Source organism: Pseudomonas sp. MF6776 (genome assembly GCF_016613125.1).
GTDB lineage: Bacteria > Pseudomonadota > Gammaproteobacteria > Pseudomonadales > Pseudomonadaceae > Aquipseudomonas > Aquipseudomonas iridis.
This window is the reverse complement of sequence record NZ_JAENSQ010000008.1, coordinates 95,214-111,770: the sequence shown is the minus strand read 5'-3', so window position 1 is coordinate 111,770 and position 16,557 is coordinate 95,214. Positions and strand designations below refer to the sequence as shown.

Sequence of the window (16,557 nt, the reverse complement as noted above, 5' to 3'; positions counted from 1 at the left end):
CCTGTGGGAGCGAGCCTGCTCGCGAAATCGATTTTGAATACTGTGGAGACTAAGGGATGAAAACCCTCTGGCAACACTGCCACGTCGCAACCATGGCGCAGGGCGTCTACTCGATCATCGAGGATGCCGCCATCGTGACGTCCGGTGCGCTCATCGAGTGGATCGGCCCGCGCAATCAATTGCCGTCCGGCGAATACCCGGCGGTCTGCGACCTGCACGGCGCGTGGGTCACCCCCGGCCTGATCGACTGCCACACCCACACGGTGTTCGGCGGCAATCGCAGCGGCGAATTCGAGAAACGTCTGCAAGGCGTCAGCTACGCGGAAATCGCCGCGGCCGGCGGCGGCATCGCCAGCACCGTGCGCGCGACTCGCGAAGCTACTGAAGATGAACTGTTCGCCAGCGCCGCCAAACGCCTGAAAAGCCTGATGCGCGACGGCGTGACCACGGTAGAGATGAAGTCCGGCTATGGTCTCGATCTGGCCAACGAACGCAAGATCCTGCGGGTCATCCGTCGTCTGGCAAAAGAGCTGCCGATCAGCGTGCGCAGCACCTGCCTGGCCGCTCACGCGTTGCCGCCGGAGTACAAGGATCGCGCCGACGATTACATCGATCACATCTGCACCGACATGCTGCCTGCGCTGGCCGCCGAAGGTCTGGTCGATGCGGTGGACGCGTTCTGCGAATACCTGGCGTTCTCGCCGGAGCAGGTCGAGCGCGTTTTCATCGCCGCGCAAACACTCGGTCTGCCGGTGAAGTTGCACGCCGAGCAACTGTCGTCGCTGCACGGTTCCAGCCTCGCCGCGCGTTATAAGGCGTTGTCCGCCGATCACCTGGAGTTCATGGACGAAGCCGATGCCATCGCCATGGCCGCGTCCGACACCGTCGCGGTGCTGCTGCCGGGCGCGTTCTACTTCCTGCGCGAAACCCAGTTGCCGCCGATGGACGACTTGCGCAAACACAAGGTGAAAATCGCCATCGCCAGCGACCTCAATCCGGGCACCTCGCCTGCGTTGTCGCTGCGTTTGATGTTGAACATGGCCTGCACCTGTTTCCGCATGACCCCGGAAGAGGCTTTGGCTGGCGCGACTATTCATGCCGCGCAAGCGCTGGGCATGGCCGCCACACATGGTTCGCTGGAAGTTGGCAAGGTCGCGGATTTCGTCGCCTGGCAGATCGATCGCCCGGCGGATCTGACGTATTGGCTCGGTGGCGATCTGGACAAACGCGTCGTGCGTCACGGCGTTGAATCAAGTCTGTAGGAGAGCGGTTGTGGATAAGGTTCTGAATTTCAAACAAGGTCGCGTGCCGCTGCTGATCAGCATGCCGCATGCCGGTTTACGTCTGACCCCGGTGGTCGAGGCCGGCCTGATCGGCGACGCGAAAAGCCTGCCGGACACTGACTGGCATATTCCGCAACTGTACGACTTTGCCGAAGCGCTGGGCGCCAGTACTCTGGCGGCCGAGTACTCGCGCTTCGTCATCGACCTGAACCGGCCGTCCGACGACAAACCGTTGTATGCCGGGGCGACCACCGGCCTGTATCCGGCAACGCTGTTTGATGGCATCCCGTTGTTCAAGGAAGGGCTGGAGCCGTCGAAAGAAGAGCGCGCGACGTATCTGGAGCAAATCTGGACGCCGTATCACCGCACTTTGCAGCAAGAGCTGGCACGGCTGAAGGCCGAGTTCGGCTATGCGCTGCTGTTTGATGCGCACTCGATTCGCTCGATCATCCCGCACCTGTTCGACGGGAAGCTGCCGGACTTCAACCTCGGTACCTTCAACGGCGCCAGTTGCGATCCGCAGTTGGCGACTCAACTGGAGGCGATCTGCGCGCGCCACAGCGACTACAGCCATGTGCTGAACGGGCGCTTCAAGGGCGGCCACATCACCCGTTATTACGGCAACCCGGCCGAGAATATTCACGCGGTGCAACTGGAACTGGGGCAGTGCACCTATATGGAAGAATTCGAACCGTTCCGCTATCGCGCCGATCTGGCCGAGCCGACGCAGGTGGTGCTCAAGGAATTGCTGCAGGGCTTGCTGAAGTGGGGCGAATCCCGCTACCGCACGTAATCACACAATTCGTTGTGGGAGCTAGCCTGCTCGCGAAGGCGTCCGGTCAGGCAACATCTATGTTGCATGACCCACCACTTTCGCGAGCAGGCTCGCTCCCACAGGTTTTATGTGCGGCTCAAAACCGCTTTGGTTTATGGCTGACAGACGGCGACAGCGCACAGGCATGCTCATTGACGTAAATCGGGTTTATGATGCCAAACGGCAGAATAATAGAAGTCCCCCCAGGGATGACCTCGACCCCTTACGGAGCGCGCAATGCAGACTTTGTTTCCGCAGATCAAACCTCACGCCCGGCACGATCTGGCTGTCGATGACACCCATACGCTTTACGTCGACGAAAGCGGCTCACCGGAAGGCTTGCCGGTCGTGTTCATCCATGGTGGCCCGGGCGCCGGTTGCGACGCCCAGAGCCGTCGCTATTTCGATCCGAATCTTTACCGCATTGTCACCTTCGACCAGCGTGGCTGCGGACGCTCGACCCCGCACGCCAGCCTCGAAAACAACACCACCTGGGATCTGGTCGCCGACCTTGAGCGCATCCGCAAGCACCTGGGCATCGACAAATGGGTGCTGTTCGGCGGTTCGTGGGGTTCGACCCTGGCGCTGGCCTACGCGCAAACCCATCCGGAGCGTGTTCACGGTCTGATCCTGCGTGGGATCTTTCTTTGCCGTCCGCAGGAAATCGAGTGGTTCTATCAGGCCGGCGCCAGCCGCCTGTTCCCCGATTACTGGCAGGACTACATCGCGCCTATCCCACTGGACGAGCGCGATGACTTGCTCAGTGCCTTCCACAAACGCCTGACCGGTAACGACCAGATCGCCCAGATGCATGCAGCCAAGGCCTGGTCGACCTGGGAAGGGCGCACCGCGACGCTGCGGCCGAATCCACTGGTAGTCGATCGCTTCTCCGAGCCGCAGCGTGCGCTGTCGATTGCGCGGATCGAATGCCATTACTTCACCAATAATGCTTTCCTTGAACCGAACCAGTTGATTCGTGACATGGGCAAGATCGCTCATCTGCCGGGCGTGATCATCCACGGTCGCTACGACGTGATCTGCCCGCTCGACAACGCCTGGGAATTGCACCAGGCCTGGCCAAACAGCGAATTGCAGGTGATCCGCGACGCCGGCCACGCAGCATCCGAACCGGGTATTACTGATGCACTGGTGCGCGCGGCGGGCAACATGGCGCGTCGCCTGCTCGATCTGCCGCCCGAAGAAGCATGAAGGGGCTTTTACAGCGCGTGCGGGGTGCGCGAGTGGAAGTGGCGGGCGAGGTGGTTGGCGCGGTCGATCAGGGTTTGCTGGTGCTGGTAGCGGTAGAACCCGACGACACGCGTGCCAGCGCCGACAAACTTCTGCATAAGCTGCTTAACTATCGGGTATTCAGCGACGACGAGGGCAAGATGAATTTGTCTCTCGCCGATATCGGCGGTGGGTTGCTGCTGGTCTCTCAGTTCACCCTGGCTGCCGATACCAAAAGCGGGTTGCGCCCGGGCTTCTCGACCGCGGCGCCTCCGGCGTTGGGCGAGGAATTATTCGACTATCTATTAGGCAAAGCGAAACAGGTGCATGGCACTGTGGCATCAGGTAGATTCGGCGCGGATATGCAGGTGCATTTGGTCAACGACGGCCCTGTTACCTTTTTGTTACAAACCTGACAACACTTGAAACGCCTTTTTAGGAGAATTCGACGTTTTTAGGGCGTTTTGGCGATAAATACTTTGTTACCCCTGATGCGTTGTCATGCGGGCTACTAGATAATCGCGCGCTACGGTGATCAGCGTTCGTTGGTCCATTTTCACTTAGGTAGAGACTTGTCTGGATCCGATTGGGGAATCATTTTGCCCCAGCGGAGTCGGAACAATGCTCGCCAACCTGGCATATAGATAGCTGGCCGTTGGTTTTTTGATCTGTTTTCGGCGAGGGTTGCTCGTGATTGTTAGTCCCTGTAATGCAGCAAAAATGTCTGCCAAACGCATGCGAAGTGCCCTGGTAGCGGGTTCGGCGCTCCTGTGCCTGCTCAGCGCCGGTCAGCTTTGGGCGTTCAATCTTGACGATGTGTCGGCCAAGGCCAAAGAGCTGGCCGGGCAGAAGTTCGAAGCCCCGCGCAGCAACCTGCCGAACGAATTCCGCGATATGAAGTTCGCGGACTATCAGAAAATCCGCTTCCTCACCGAAAAGGCTGAGTGGGCTGATAAGAAGACGCCGTTCAAGCTCTCCTTCTATCACCAGGGTATGCACTTCGATACACCGGTGAAAATCAACGAAATTACTGCCAACAGCGTCGATGAGATCAAATACGATCCGACTCGCTTCGATTTTGGCGACCTGAAGTTTGATCCAAAAGCCACCGAGCAACTGGGTTATGCCGGTTTCCGTGTGCTGTACCCGATCAACAAGGCCGATAAGCAAGACGAAATCATGACCATGCTCGGCGCGAGCTACTTCCGCGTCGTCGGCAAGGGTCACACCTATGGTCTGTCGGCCCGCGGCCTGGCGATCGATACCGCGTTGCCGTCGGGTGAAGAATTCCCGCGTTTTCGCGAGTTCTGGATTCAGCAGCCGAAACCGGGCGACAAGCATCTGGTGATCTTCGCCCTGCTTGATTCGCCGCGCGCTACCGGTGCCTACCGTCTGATCCTGCGCCCTGGCAGCGACACCATTGTCGACGTCAAAGCGCAGATGTTCCTGCGTGACAAGGTCGGCAAACTGGGCATCGCACCGCTGACCAGCATGTTCCTGTTCGGCGCCAACCAGCCGTCGAAAGTCCTCAACTACCGTCGTGAACTGCACGACTCCAGCGGTCTGTCGATCCATGCCGGCAACGGCGAGTGGATCTGGCGTCCGCTGAACAACCCGAAACACCTGGCCGTGAGCAACTTCAGCGTCGAAAACCTGCGTGGTTTTGGCTTGCTGCAACGTGGCCGTGACTTCAGCCATTACGAAGACCTCGACGACCGCTACGACAAGCGCCCAAGCGCCTGGATCGAGCCGAAGGGCGACTGGGGCAAAGGCACCGTCGATCTGGTCGAGATTCCAACCGCCGACGAAACCAACGACAACATCGTTGCGTTCTGGAGCCCGGAAAAACTGCCGGAGCCAGGTCAGCCACTCGACTTCGCCTATCGCATGCACTGGACCATGGACGAAGCGTCGATTCATGCGCCGGACAGCGCCTGGGTTGCGCAGACTCTGCGTTCCACCGGTGACGTCAAGCAATCGAACCTGATCCGTCAGCCGGATGGCAGCGTTGCCTATCTGGTCGACTTCGAAGGTCCATCGCTGGCGGCTCTGGCCCCGGATGCGGACGTTCGCAGCCAGGTCAGCGTTGGCGACAATGCCGAACTGGTCGAGAACAACGTGCGCTACAACCCTGAAACCAAGGGCTGGCGTTTGACCCTGCGCATGAAGATCAAGGACGCGAGCAAGGCGACCGAGATGCGTGCCGCTCTGGTGCAGCCAATCGTTACGGCGGATCTGGCCAAGTCTTCGGTACCGGCGTCCAACTCGTCCGTTGCCAAGGCCGACAAGGTTGCCGCCAAGCAACAAGAGAAACTAGACAAGGAAGCCAAGGCAGCCGAGGCCAAACTGGCTGACGCCAAGCCAGCCGCAGATGCCAAGGACAAGGCCAACAAAGACGCCAAGCAGCCAGTCGCTGCGGACGCGGCCACAGCCACACCGGAATCGGCACCGACTGAAGAAGTCCTGACCGAGACCTGGAGCTATCAGTTGCCTGCCGATGAGTAACTCTCAAGTACAGCCAGAGACTCTGTCGGAGTACCTGGCGCATCTGCCGATGACCGACGAGCAGCGCGCGGAACTCGCGGGCTGCCAGTCGTTCAGCGAGTTGCATGAACGCCTGTCGTCCTCGACGTTCGACGCCCCTGCCGAAGCCGCCCAGGCTTCGGTGGGCAAGCGCCTGACACTGAGCACCGCTGAAGAGCTTGAAGAAGCGGAAATGCTGGTGCTCGACGCCAGCGGTCGGGTCAGCCTCAAGGCAACGCCACCGATCCGGCGGACCAAAGTCGTGCCGGAGCCGTGGCGCACCAATATTCTGGTGCGCGGCTGGCGCCGCTTGACTGGCCGCACCAACCCGCCGCAACCGCCCAAGGACGAGAACGTCCTGCCGGCGGCGCGCTGGCGCACAGTCGGTTCGATCCGTCGCTACATCTTGCTGGTGCTGATGCTCGGTCAGACCATCGTCGCCGGCTGGTACATGAAAGGCATCATGCCGTACCAGGGCTGGTCGTTCGTTGATCTGGAAGAAGTCCTGCATCAGCCACTGCTGCAAACCGCCACGCAAGTGCTGCCGTATGCGCTGCAAACCAGCATCCTGATTCTGTTCGGGATTCTGTTCTGCTGGGTTTCGGCCGGTTTCTGGACCGCGCTGATGGGCTTCCTCGAGTTGCTCACCGGTCACGATAAATACCGCATCTCCGGTAAAAGTGCTGGCAACGAGCCGATTGCCAAAGAAGCGCGTACCGCACTGGTAATGCCGATCTGCAACGAAGACGTGCCGCGTGTATTCGCCGGTCTGCGTGCAACGTTCGAATCGGTCGCCGCTACCGGTGATCTGGATCGCTTCGACTTCTTCGTGCTCAGCGACAGTAACGACTCCGACATCTGCGTAGCCGAGCAACAGGCCTGGCTGGACGTCTGCCGCGAAGCCAAGGGCTTCGGCAAGATCTTCTACCGCCGTCGTCGTCGCCGTGTGAAACGCAAGAGCGGTAACCTTGACGACTTCTGCCGTCGTTGGGGTGGTGACTACAAGTACATGGTCGTCCTCGACGCCGACTCGGTCATGAGCGGCGAATGCCTGACCAGTCTGGTGCGCTTGATGGAAGCCACGCCGGACGCCGGGATCATCCAGACCGCGCCGCGTGCGTCGGGGATGGACACTCTGTATGCGCGCATGCAGCAGTTCGCGACCCGCGTGTACGGCCCGCTGTTTACTGCCGGTCTGCACTTCTGGCAGTTGGGTGAATCCCACTACTGGGGTCACAACGCGATCATCCGCATGAAGCCGTTTATCGACCACTGCGCCCTGGCGCCGTTGCCGGGTAAAGGGGCGTTCTCCGGTGCGATCCTGTCTCACGACTTTGTTGAAGCCGCACTGATGCGTCGTGCCGGTTGGGGCGTGTGGATTGCCTACGACCTGCCGGGCAGTTACGAAGAGTTGCCGCCCAACCTGCTCGACGAACTCAAGCGTGACCGTCGCTGGTGCCACGGCAACCTGATGAACTTCCGTCTGTTCCTGGTAAAAGGCATGCACCCGGTACACCGTGCGGTATTCCTGACGGGCGTGATGTCGTACCTGTCGGCGCCGTTGTGGTTCTTCTTCCTGGTGTTGTCGACTGCGCTACTGGCGGTGAACACCTTGATGGAGCCGCAGTATTTCCTTGAACCGCGTCAGCTCTATCCACTGTGGCCACAATGGCACCCGGAGAAGGCGATCGCGCTGTTCTCGACAACCATCGTGCTGCTGTTCCTGCCGAAACTGTTGAGCATCATCCTGATCTGGGCCAAGGGCGCGAAAGAGTTCGGTGGCAAGTTCAAGGTGACGCTGTCGATGCTGCTGGAGATGTTGTTCTCCATGCTGCTGGCGCCGGTGCGGATGATTTTCCACACCCGTTTCGTCCTGGCCGCGTTCCTCGGCTGGGCCGCCACCTGGAACTCGCCGCAGCGTGACGACGACTCCACTCCATGGAGCGAGGCGGTCAAACGCCACGGTCCGCAGACCCTGTTGGGCTTCTTCTGGGCCTTGCTGGTGATCTGGCTGAACCCGAGCTTCCTCTGGTGGCTGGTGCCGATCGTGGGTTCGTTGATGCTGTCGATTCCGGTGTCGGTGATTTCCAGCCGTGTCGGTCTGGGCCTCAAATCCCGTGACGAGAGCCTGTTCCTCATCCCTGAGGAATACAATCCGCCACAGGCGCTGCTGGCCACCGATCAGTACACCCACGAAAATCGCTGGCACGCACTGAACGACGGCTTCGTCCGCGCGGTGGTCGATCCGCAGCAGAACGCCTTGGCGTGCTCGCTGGCGACCTCCCGTCACGGTCAGGCCGAGCCGATTGAATGGCTGCGTCAGGAGCGTGTGCGTCACGCGATCAAGGTCGGTCCTGCCGGGCTGAACAACCATGATCGCCTGCAACTGTTGAGCGATCCGGTGGCCTTGGCTCGCCTGCACGAGCAGGTCTGGGCCGAAGGTCACGCCGAGTGGCTGGACGCATGGCGGGCCTCGGTGAAAGCCGATCCGCATGCGCCGTTGCTGCCGCTGCGACCGGTGGCATTGCAGGCTCAGCCGGCTTGATGAAGAAACCCCGCTAATGTAGCGGGGTTTTTTTTGACTGCTGAACAGTCCCTCACCCTAACTCTCTCCCGGGGTGAGGGTAGCCCTTGATTGTCAAACAAATCACCCATTAACCCTTGTGCAAAAGAACGAGTGCGTTAGCATCCGTCCCCGAATTGGCGCGCCCGGGCTTTTTTGCCCGTCACTGTTGGTTTTCGCGCCGCAAACGCAATGGTTTTGGGGACTTGAAGATGAAGAAGTATCTGTCGATGCTGCTGGTCGGCGTCACGGCACTGGTTGCAGTCAATGCGGCACACGCGGGCGCAATCGATGACGCGGTCAAGCGCGGCACCTTGAAAGTCGGCATGGATCCGACCTACATGCCGTTCGAGATGACCAACAAGCGCGGTGAAATCATCGGCTTCGAAGTCGATATCCTCAAAGCCATGACCAAGGCCATGGGCGTCAAACTGGAGCTGGTCTCCACCGGTTACGACGGCATCATCCCGGCGTTGATGACCGACAAGTTCGACATGATCGGCAGCGGCATGACCCTGACTCAGGAACGCAACCTGCGCCTGAACTTCAGCGACCCGTTCATCGTGGTTGGCCAGACCCTGCTGATCCGCAAGGAGCTGGAAGGCACCATCAAGTCCTATAAAGACCTGAACACCGCCGACTACCGCATCACCTCCAAGCTCGGCACCACCGGTGAGATGGTTGCCAAGAAGCTGATCTCCAAAGCCAAGTACCACGGCTACGACAACGAGCAGGAAGCCGTGCTCGACGTGGTCAACGGCAAGGCCGACGCCTTCATCTACGACGCGCCATACAACGTCGTGGCGGTGACCAAGGTCGGTGCAGGCAAACTGGTGTTCCTCGACAAGCCGTTCACCTACGAGCCGCTGGCCTTCGGCCTGAAGAAGGGCGACTACGACAGCCTTAACTTCATCAACAACTTCCTGCACCAGATCCACGAAGACGGCACCTACGATCGCATCCATGACAAGTGGTTCAAGAGCACCGAGTGGCTCAAGGACATGGAATAAGCCCGGTCAGATAGACCGCGTCGCTCCAATCGCGGGCAAGCCCGCTCCCACAGGGTTCGCGTTGAACACAAAATTTGTGCTCACCCTGGCTCATTGTGGGAGCGGGCTTGCCCGCGATGGCGGACTCTCAAGCGACACAGAAATCGGAACCTGCAAATCCAATGAAACATAAAAAAGCCCAATGGCCCTGGCACGTCTTGACCGTGCTGGTGCTGATCGGTCTGGCGGGCGCGTTGTATTACGCCACGTCGCTGATGTCCTACGAATGGCGTTGGAACCGTGTGCCGCAGTACTTCGCCTATCAGGCGGAAGAAACCCAGCGCGCCACGGACATTTCCACCGTCACTGAACTGGTGCGCAAAGGCAGCAGCGCTGAAGTCACCCTGCGCAACGATGCAGGCGACGAACAGCACCTGACCGTCGACGAGAACAGCCTGCAATTCGCTCAGGGCGACGATGTGGCTGAAGGCGACGTCGTGGGTGTTACTCGGCATTGGGCGGCAGGGCCGCTGTTATGGGGGCTGTGGACGACGCTTTGGCTGTCGGTGGTCTCCGGCGTTCTCGGTTTGCTGATCGGTCTGGTTACCGGGCTGTGCCGCTTGTCGAGCAACCCGACCCTGCGCGACCTGTCGAGCATCTACGTCGAACTGGTGCGCGGAACACCGCTGCTGGTACAGATTTTCATTTTCTACTTCTTCATCGGCACGGTGATGAACCTGTCCCGGGAGTTTGCCGGGATCGCCGCGTTGTCGCTGTTCACAGGCGCGTACGTGGCCGAGATCATCCGTTCCGGCGTGCAGTCGATTGCCCGGGGCCAGAACGAAGCCGCGCGTTCGCTCGGCCTGAGTTCCGGTCAGTCGATGCGCCACGTCGTGCTGCCGCAAGCGTTCAAACGAGTGCTGCCGCCGCTGGCCGGGCAGTTCATCAGTCTGGTCAAGGACACCTCGCTGGTGTCGGTGATCGCCATCACCGAGCTGCTCAAAAGCGGCCGTGAAGTCATCACCACGTCGTTTTCGCCGTTCGAGATTCTGTTCTGTGTTGCCGGTCTGTACCTGTTGATCAACCTGCCGCTGTCGAAAATCGCCAGTCGGCTTGAGCGGAGGCTCGCGCAAAGTGATTGAAGTCCGCGATCTGGTAAAAGTCTTCGACACCCGCGGGCAAGTGGTGCGCGCGGTGGATAACGTCAGCACCTCGGTCGCCAAAGGCGAAGTGCTGGTAGTGATCGGCCCGTCCGGTTCCGGCAAGTCGACCTTCCTGCGTTGTCTCAATGGCCTGGAAGAGTTCGATTCCGGCTCGGTGAGCATCGACGGTCTGCAACTGGCCGACCCGAAAACCGACGTCAACGCCTACCGCCGCGAAGTCGGCATGGTGTTCCAGCATTTCAATCTGTTCCCGCACATGACCGTGCTGGAAAACCTCTGTCTGGCACAGAAAGTCGTGCGCAAGCGCGGCAAGAAAGAGCGCGAAGCCAAGGCTATGGCATTGCTGGAAAAGGTCGGGATCGCGCAAAAGGCCAACGAGTTTCCGTCACGTCTGTCCGGCGGTCAGCAGCAACGCGTGGCGATTGCCCGGGCGTTGGCGATGGAACCGAAGGTGATGTTGTTCGATGAGCCGACATCGGCCCTCGACCCGGAAATGGTCGGCGAAGTGCTGGATGTGATGAAGAACCTGGCCGTGGAAGGCATGACCATGGTGTGCGTCACCCACGAAATGGGTTTCGCCCGGGAAGTGGCGGATCGGGTGCTGTTCTTCGATCACGGCAAGTTGCTGGAGGATGCCTCGCCAGCGGAGTTCTTTGATGCGCCGAAGGATCCGCGAGCTCAGGCTTTTCTACGCCAGGTCCTGTAACTTCGGCGTCCTCTCGGACGCCATCGCTGGCAAGCCAGCTTCCACTGTGAATCGGCTGAACACACAGCTTGTGATCGACTACAAACCTGTGGGAGCTGGCTTGCCAGCGATAGCATCACCTCGGTCCTCAGCGAACCGAGGCAACTGAATCACCTCAAACCTTGAAGCGTCCCACCAGCGTCTGCAAGTGCGTCCCCAACCGCGCCAACTCAACGCTGGACGCCGCTGTCTCCTCACTCGCCGCCGACGTTTGATCCGACACGTCCCGCACATTCAGCACGCTACGGTTGATCTCTTCCGCCACCGCGCTCTGCTGTTCAGCCGCCGCAGCAATCTGCTGGTTCATCGCCTGAATCGCCGACACCGTGCGCGTGATGCTTTCCAGCGAACCACCGGCCCGGCGGGTCAGCTCGACGCTACTGTCGGTGAGGGTGCGGCTGTTGTCCATGATCGTCGCCACTTGCTGGGTGCCGTTTTGCAGGCCGACGATCAGCTCTTCGATCTCTTCGGTGGACTTCTGAGTGCGCTGCGCGAGGCTGCGCACTTCATCGGCTACCACCGCGAAACCACGTCCGGCTTCACCGGCACGCGCCGCTTCAATTGCGGCGTTGAGTGCCAGCAGGTTGGTTTGCTGGGCCACGGATTTGATCACGTCGAGCACGCTGCCGATTTTGTCGCTTTCGCGCTTGAGCTCGCCCATGGCTGTGGTGGAGTTGCCGACTTCAACGGCCAGACGTTCGATCTGGACGATTGCTTCGCCAACCACCTTGTCGCCTTCGCGGGCCTGTTGGTCGGCGGCGACGGCGGCTTCTGAGGCCTCTTCGGCGTTACGCGCGACTTCTTGCACGGTGGCGGTCATTTCGTTCATGGCCGTGGCAACCTGATCGGTCTCGATCTTCTGATTGTTGACCCCGGCGCTGGTCTGCTCGGTCACCGCCGACAGTTCTTCAGCGGCGCTGGCGATCTGGGTCACGCCCTCGCTGATCCCGCCGATCAGCTCACGCAGGCCTTGGGTCATGCTCTGCATGGAGCGTTGCAGCTGGCCGAGTTCGTCGCGGCGCAGCAAGACCAGATTGTGGGTCAGATCGCCGGCAGCTACACGTTCCGCGACTTTCAGGGTCTGGTTCAGCGGAATGATGATCTGCCGGGTGATCGCCCAAGCGGCCAGCAAGCCGAAGGCCAAGGCCAGCAGGGTGGCGATCAACAGCATGTTTTTGGCGTGGGCGGCATCGGTGTCGCGCACGACAGTTTGCGAAGCCGTCAGCTTCTTGCTGAGGTCGATCAGAATGTCGCCCTGAGCAGACATGCGCGCCTGTGACGTGGCGCTGGTGACCTGCGAATCGCGGAACTGAGCGACCGCCGCGCGATAGGCCTTGATCGAGTCGGTGGCCTGTTGCAGGTTGGCGATGTGCTGTTCCGGCAGTTGCGAAGGCAGGCTTTCGAGCTTTTTCAGGGCATTGTCGATGGCATCCAAGGCCGGTTGCTCCGCCTCGGCCTTGCCGCTGTAGGTGTAGCCGCGCACTTGATAACGCGCCTGCTGGAGCAGTTTGCTCAGCTCGATCACGTTGTTGAACTGCGCAACACTGTCACCCTGCAGCATTGTTTTTTCGACTTCGGATACTTTGGCTACAGCGTTGTCAGCGTTGGCGCCCAGCTTGCTGCGGGCGTCTTCGCGGTGGACGGTGGCTTGGGTCATGTCGGCAAAGGCACGTTTGTATTCAGCGACGGCGGCCAGTTGCTTATCGACCATGGCGGCATCGGACGGTTGTTCGATCAGGCTGCGAGCGGTTTGCAGACCGCTGTCGAGTTTGCTCAGCAGTTCGTTGACCGTGCCCGGGCCTTGTTCGCCACGGCGCGCTTCATAGTCCAGCCGTGCCAGTCGAAGGTCCTTGGTCAGCTCGTTAAGGCTGGAGATGAACCCGAGCTTGTCGCCGCGGCTGATGATGCCGCTCATGCCGGTCCAGCCGGTAAAGGTGATCAATAACGTCAGCAACAGCACCAGGCCGAAACCGATTCCCAGTTTGCGCTTGACGCTGACGTTTCCAAGACTCTCGGCTAACCAACGGTACATGCGACGACTCCCCGACCCACTAATTGGACTTATGGGGAGGGTATCGGCCAAGTGATGGCAATCTGTAACACCACTTATCCGACGGCCCCGCACGGTGCAAATGTAGGAGCTGCCGAAGGCTGCGATCTTTTGATCTTGCTTCTAAAACAACATCAAAAGATCGCAGCCTTCGGCAGCTCCTACAGGGGATCGGTGTTGCGCTTAGAAGAGGCGGGCGAGGAGGGCGGTCACGGCGGTTTCGACGCGCAGGATACGGTCGCCGAGCTGCACCGGTTGCAGGCCGGATTTGGCCAGTAAATCGATTTCGTAGGGAATCCAGCCACCCTCCGGGCCAATGGCCAGGGTCACCGGTTCGCTCAAGGCGCGAGGGCACGGCGGATAGTTGCCGGGATGGCCAACCAGGCCGAGGGTACCTTCGGTGATCATCGGCAGTCGATCTTCGACAAAAGGCTTGAAGCGTTTCTCGACGACGATCTCTGGCAGTACGGTGTCGCGCGCTTGTTCAAGGCCCAGGATCAATTGCTCGCGAATCGCTGCAGGTTCAAGAAACGGCGTCTGCCAGAAGCTTTTCTCGACGCGGTAGCTGTTGACCAGAATCACCTTCGACACGCCCATGGTCGCCACGGTCTGAAACACGCGTCGCAACATCTTCGGGCGCGGCAGGGCCAGCACCAAAGTCAGCGGCAGCTTGGCCGGCGGCGGCTGATCGAGGGTGACGCGCAGTTCCGCTTCACCCGCCTCCAGCCGCAACAGCTCAGCCGAACCCATCAGCCCATTGATGCGCCCGACCCGCAGGCTGTCACCGACTTCCGAGCGATGGACTTCCTGCATGTGTGTCAGGCGTCGATCACGCAGCACTACACGGTCGGCCGCAATGAAGTCGGCCTCCTCGAGCAACAACAGGTTCATGCCTGGGTCGCTGGCGGCTGGTCGTTGTGATCGTCGGCCGGATGCTCGTCCGGGCGTTCGCGTTTGCTGATCAGGCCCCCGAACAGAATGCCGATCTCAAACAGCATCCACATCGGCACGGCCAGCAGGGTCTGCGAGAAGATGTCCGGCGGCGTCAGGATCATGCCGACCACAAAGCAGCCGATGATCACGTACGGGCGGATCTTCCTCAGGTAGGCGACGTCGACTACACCGATCCACACCAGCAGCACCACGGCCACGGGGATTTCGAATGCCACGCCGAACGCAAAGAACAGCGTCATGACGAAATCGAGATAGCTGGCGATGTCGGTCATCATTTCCACGCCGGCCGGGGTGGCTGCAGCGAAGAACTTGAAGATCAGCGGGAACACGAAGTAATAGGCGAACGCCATGCCGGTGTAGAACAGCATGATGCTCGACACCAGCAACGGCACCGCGATGCGCTTCTCATGCTTGTACAGGCCTGGCGCAATAAACCCCCAGATCTGATGCAGGATCACCGGGATCGCCAGGAACAGCGAGACCATCATCGTCAGCTTCAGTGGCGTCAGGAATGGCGACGACACGTCGGTGGCGATCATCGTCGCGCCGACCGGCAGGTACTGGCGCAGCGGCGTCGACACGAAGGTGTAGATCTGCTGGGTGAAGGCAAACAGCCCGGCGAAGATGATGAAAATCGCCGCCACACAACGCAGCAGGCGGGTGCGCAACTCGGTGAGGTGCGATACCAGCGGCATGTGCTGGTCGTTTTCGGGGAGATCGCTCATGGGGCTCGCGGCGGCAGAGTGGGGTCGTGAGGCGCAGGTGTGATCGGCGCGGCGGTTGGAGATACATGTTCAACCGAAGTTTCTGCAGTAGCGGGCACGGTTTCTGTCGGCGCTACAGCGGTGGCAGTTGCCGGTGTCGGAGCGGGTACAGGTGCAGTGGGCGCGGTTGGCGCATGAATCGTCTGTTGGCCCACGTGCTCAACCGGCGTCGGTTCTTGCTGAACCGGCTGGAAGATTTTCCGCGCCTCCTGCTCCAGCGACAGAATATGTTCGTTGTGCAGTTGCCGACGAATCTCGTCGGCACCGATTTCACGTTCAACTTCCTGTTTGATCGCGTTGAAGCTGCGCTTCAGCCGGCCGACCCACAGGCCCGCGGTGCGCGCAGCACCCGGCAGGCGCTCGGGGCCCAGCACCAGCAAGGCGATGAGGCCGACGAGCAGCAGTTCAGAGAAGCTGATACCAAACATTAGTCAGTGCTCACACGTCTTTGCGGATCGGCTCTTCGACTTTCTGCGCCTGCACATCGATGGTGTGCGGCGGGTTGGCCTGAGCGGTGGCTTGCGGCTGCACCGGTGGTACCGGTTGCGCAGGCGTCACGGTCGGATCGACGTTTGGCTTCTCGTCGTCGTTCATGGCTTTGCGAAAGCCCTTGATCGACTCACCGACGTCGGTGCCGAGGTTTTTCAGTTTCTTGGTGCCGAAGACCAGTACCACGACAACCAGAATGACGATCCAGTGTTTCCAGTCAAAAATGCCCATGTTGCTGTTCCTCTCTAAAAATTGTTCAGGCGGACGGACGCGAGGCTTTCTCGACGTGTCCGGACAGGCCGAAGCGGCGATCCAGTTCATCCAGTACAGCCTGCGGATGCTGCCCCAGTTGGGCGAGCATGACCATGCTGTGAAACCACAGGTCAGCCGTCTCGTAGATCACATCGCTGCAGTCGCCGCTGATGGCGGCGTCCTTGGCAGCAATAATGGTTTCGACCGACTCTTCGCCGACTTTCTCCAGAATCTTGTTCAGGCCCTTGTGATACAGGCTGGCCACATAGGAGCTGTCGGCCGCTGCGCCTTTGCGCTCTTCGAGTACCTGAGCGAGGCGCGTCAGAGTGTCACTCATGTTTGTGTCCTGCGGAATAGATAGCGTGCGGGTCTTTCAGCACCGGGTCGACCGTTTTCCAGTCACCGTTTTCGAAGACGCGGTAAAAGCAGCTTTGACGGCCGGTATGGCAAGCGATGTCGCCGATCTGTTCGACCATCAGGATGATCACGTCGGCGTCACAGTCCAGACGCATTTCATGCAAGGTCTGTACATGGCCGGACTCTTCGCCCTTGCGCCACAGCTTGCCACGGGAACGTGACCAGTAGATTGCACGGTTTTCCGCGGCGGTCAGCTCAAGCGCTTCGCGGTTCATCCACGCCATCATCAGCACGCGTCCGGTCTTGTGATCCTGGGCAATCGCCGGCACCAGGCCATCAGCGTCCCATTTGATCTCGTCCAGCCAGTTTTTCATCTTCAATTCC

The 16,557-nt window shown here is 60.2% G+C and carries 15 protein-coding genes and 2 pseudogenes; 9 read left to right on the top strand and 8 right to left on the bottom strand.

Translation table 11 applies throughout. The annotated features are described in order from the left end of the window. Positions 1–56: 56 nt before the first annotated feature. From hutI to JJD74_RS11735, 9 genes and pseudogenes are all read left to right on the top strand, one after another. Positions 57–1,262 (top strand): imidazolonepropionase, encoded by a 1,206-nt coding sequence (hutI, locus tag JJD74_RS11775; protein WP_200613956.1) that lies wholly within the window; start codon positions 57–59, stop codon positions 1,260–1,262. A 10-nt stretch (positions 1,263–1,272) separates the two neighbouring features. Continuing rightward, on the top strand, positions 1,273–2,076 hold the full coding sequence (hutG, locus tag JJD74_RS11770) for an N-formylglutamate deformylase (RefSeq protein ID WP_200613953.1): 804 nt from the start codon (positions 1,273–1,275) through the stop codon (positions 2,074–2,076). 258 nt (positions 2,077–2,334) lie between these two features. Next, on the top strand, positions 2,335–3,306 hold the full coding sequence (gene pip, locus JJD74_RS11765) for a prolyl aminopeptidase (protein WP_008080611.1): 972 nt from the start codon (positions 2,335–2,337) through the stop codon (positions 3,304–3,306). Further along, a complete protein-coding gene (gene dtd, locus JJD74_RS11760; protein ID WP_042557236.1) occupies positions 3,303–3,740 on the top strand; it encodes a D-aminoacyl-tRNA deacylase in 438 nt (145 codons plus the stop codon). Before pip ends, dtd begins: the two co-directional genes overlap by 4 nt. A 304-nt stretch (positions 3,741–4,044) precedes the next feature. After that, entirely contained in the window at positions 4,045–5,829 is a 1,785-nt protein-coding gene (locus JJD74_RS11755; RefSeq protein ID WP_234451716.1) for a glucan biosynthesis protein G, read from the top strand. Further along, positions 5,822–8,409: pseudogene (mdoH, locus tag JJD74_RS11750) on the top strand (glucans biosynthesis glucosyltransferase MdoH). The gene JJD74_RS11755 and the pseudogene mdoH overlap by 8 nt, the downstream one beginning before the upstream one ends. 213 nt (positions 8,410–8,622) lie before the next feature. Beyond that, the gene (locus JJD74_RS11745) at positions 8,623–9,420 is read left to right on the top strand and encodes a transporter substrate-binding domain-containing protein (RefSeq protein WP_150603992.1); all 798 of its coding nucleotides are present in this window, start codon (positions 8,623–8,625) and stop codon (positions 9,418–9,420) included. Positions 9,421–9,581: 161 nt separating this feature from the next. Next, the gene (locus JJD74_RS11740) at positions 9,582–10,541 is read left to right on the top strand and encodes an amino acid ABC transporter permease (protein WP_047299383.1); all 960 of its coding nucleotides are present in this window, start codon (positions 9,582–9,584) and stop codon (positions 10,539–10,541) included. Continuing rightward, a complete protein-coding gene (locus JJD74_RS11735; protein WP_042557240.1) occupies positions 10,534–11,268 on the top strand; it encodes an amino acid ABC transporter ATP-binding protein in 735 nt (244 codons plus the stop codon). The genes JJD74_RS11740 and JJD74_RS11735 overlap by 8 nt, the downstream gene beginning before the upstream one ends. A gap of 154 nt (positions 11,269–11,422) precedes the next feature. On the opposite strand, the gene JJD74_RS31430 is transcribed toward JJD74_RS11735, so the two are convergent. The 8 genes and pseudogenes from JJD74_RS31430 to hisI form a co-directional block, all read right to left on the bottom strand. Next, entirely contained in the window at positions 11,423–12,136 is a 714-nt protein-coding gene (locus tag JJD74_RS31430; protein ID WP_442793283.1) for a methyl-accepting chemotaxis protein, read from the bottom strand. A gap of 141 nt (positions 12,137–12,277) precedes the next feature. After that, a pseudogene (locus JJD74_RS31425) lies at positions 12,278–13,222 on the bottom strand (methyl-accepting chemotaxis protein); the annotation flags it as partial. 318 nt (positions 13,223–13,540) lie between these two features. Next, positions 13,541–14,248 (bottom strand): 16S rRNA (uracil(1498)-N(3))-methyltransferase, encoded by a 708-nt coding sequence (locus JJD74_RS11725; RefSeq protein ID WP_200613941.1) that lies wholly within the window; start codon positions 14,246–14,248, stop codon positions 13,541–13,543. Then, complete coding sequence (tatC, locus tag JJD74_RS11720) at positions 14,245–15,036, bottom strand: twin-arginine translocase subunit TatC (RefSeq protein ID WP_042557243.1); 792 nt, start codon at positions 15,034–15,036, stop codon at positions 14,245–14,247. Before tatC ends, JJD74_RS11725 begins: the two co-directional genes overlap by 4 nt. Then, positions 15,033–15,503, bottom strand: coding sequence for a Sec-independent protein translocase protein TatB (gene tatB / locus JJD74_RS11715; protein ID WP_200613938.1), 471 nt, complete (start codon positions 15,501–15,503; stop codon positions 15,033–15,035). Before tatB ends, tatC begins: the two co-directional genes overlap by 4 nt. A 10-nt stretch (positions 15,504–15,513) precedes the next feature. After that, a complete protein-coding gene (locus tag JJD74_RS11710) occupies positions 15,514–15,795 on the bottom strand; it encodes a twin-arginine translocase TatA/TatE family subunit (protein ID WP_042557245.1) in 282 nt (93 codons plus the stop codon). A gap of 25 nt (positions 15,796–15,820) precedes the next feature. Next, the gene (locus tag JJD74_RS11705) at positions 15,821–16,153 is read right to left on the bottom strand and encodes a phosphoribosyl-ATP diphosphatase (RefSeq protein ID WP_003220849.1); all 333 of its coding nucleotides are present in this window, start codon (positions 16,151–16,153) and stop codon (positions 15,821–15,823) included. Then, a complete protein-coding gene (gene hisI / locus JJD74_RS11700) occupies positions 16,146–16,547 on the bottom strand; it encodes a phosphoribosyl-AMP cyclohydrolase (protein WP_007909357.1) in 402 nt (133 codons plus the stop codon). The genes JJD74_RS11705 and hisI overlap by 8 nt, the downstream gene beginning before the upstream one ends. Between the last annotated feature and the right edge of the window lie 10 nt (positions 16,548–16,557).

Excerpts from the sequence above, each read along its gene's own strand:
- JJD74_RS31430 (WP_442793283.1), bottom strand. The coding sequence starts at position 12,136 with ATGAACGAAATGACCGCCACCGTGCAAGAAGTCGCGCGTAACGCCGAA.
- JJD74_RS11755 (WP_234451716.1), top strand. The coding sequence starts at position 4,045 with ATGTCTGCCAAACGCATGCGAAGTGCCCTGGTAGCGGGTTCGGCGCTC.
- hutI (WP_200613956.1), top strand. The coding sequence starts at position 57 with ATGAAAACCCTCTGGCAACACTGCCACGTCGCAACCATGGCGCAGGGC.
- pip (WP_008080611.1), top strand. The coding sequence starts at position 2,335 with ATGCAGACTTTGTTTCCGCAGATCAAACCTCACGCCCGGCACGATCTG.
- dtd (WP_042557236.1), top strand. The coding sequence starts at position 3,303 with ATGAAGGGGCTTTTACAGCGCGTGCGGGGTGCGCGAGTGGAAGTGGCG.
- JJD74_RS11705 (WP_003220849.1), bottom strand. The coding sequence starts at position 16,153 with ATGAGTGACACTCTGACGCGCCTCGCTCAGGTACTCGAAGAGCGCAAA.
- JJD74_RS11710 (WP_042557245.1), bottom strand. The coding sequence starts at position 15,795 with ATGGGCATTTTTGACTGGAAACACTGGATCGTCATTCTGGTTGTCGTG.
- hisI (WP_007909357.1), bottom strand. The coding sequence starts at position 16,547 with ATGAAAAACTGGCTGGACGAGATCAAATGGGACGCTGATGGCCTGGTG.
- tatC (WP_042557243.1), bottom strand. The coding sequence starts at position 15,036 with ATGAGCGATCTCCCCGAAAACGACCAGCACATGCCGCTGGTATCGCAC.
- tatB (WP_200613938.1), bottom strand. The coding sequence starts at position 15,503 with ATGTTTGGTATCAGCTTCTCTGAACTGCTGCTCGTCGGCCTCATCGCC.
- JJD74_RS11740 (WP_047299383.1), top strand. The coding sequence starts at position 9,582 with ATGAAACATAAAAAAGCCCAATGGCCCTGGCACGTCTTGACCGTGCTG.
- JJD74_RS11745 (WP_150603992.1), top strand. The coding sequence starts at position 8,623 with ATGAAGAAGTATCTGTCGATGCTGCTGGTCGGCGTCACGGCACTGGTT.
- JJD74_RS11725 (WP_200613941.1), bottom strand. The coding sequence starts at position 14,248 with ATGAACCTGTTGTTGCTCGAGGAGGCCGACTTCATTGCGGCCGACCGT.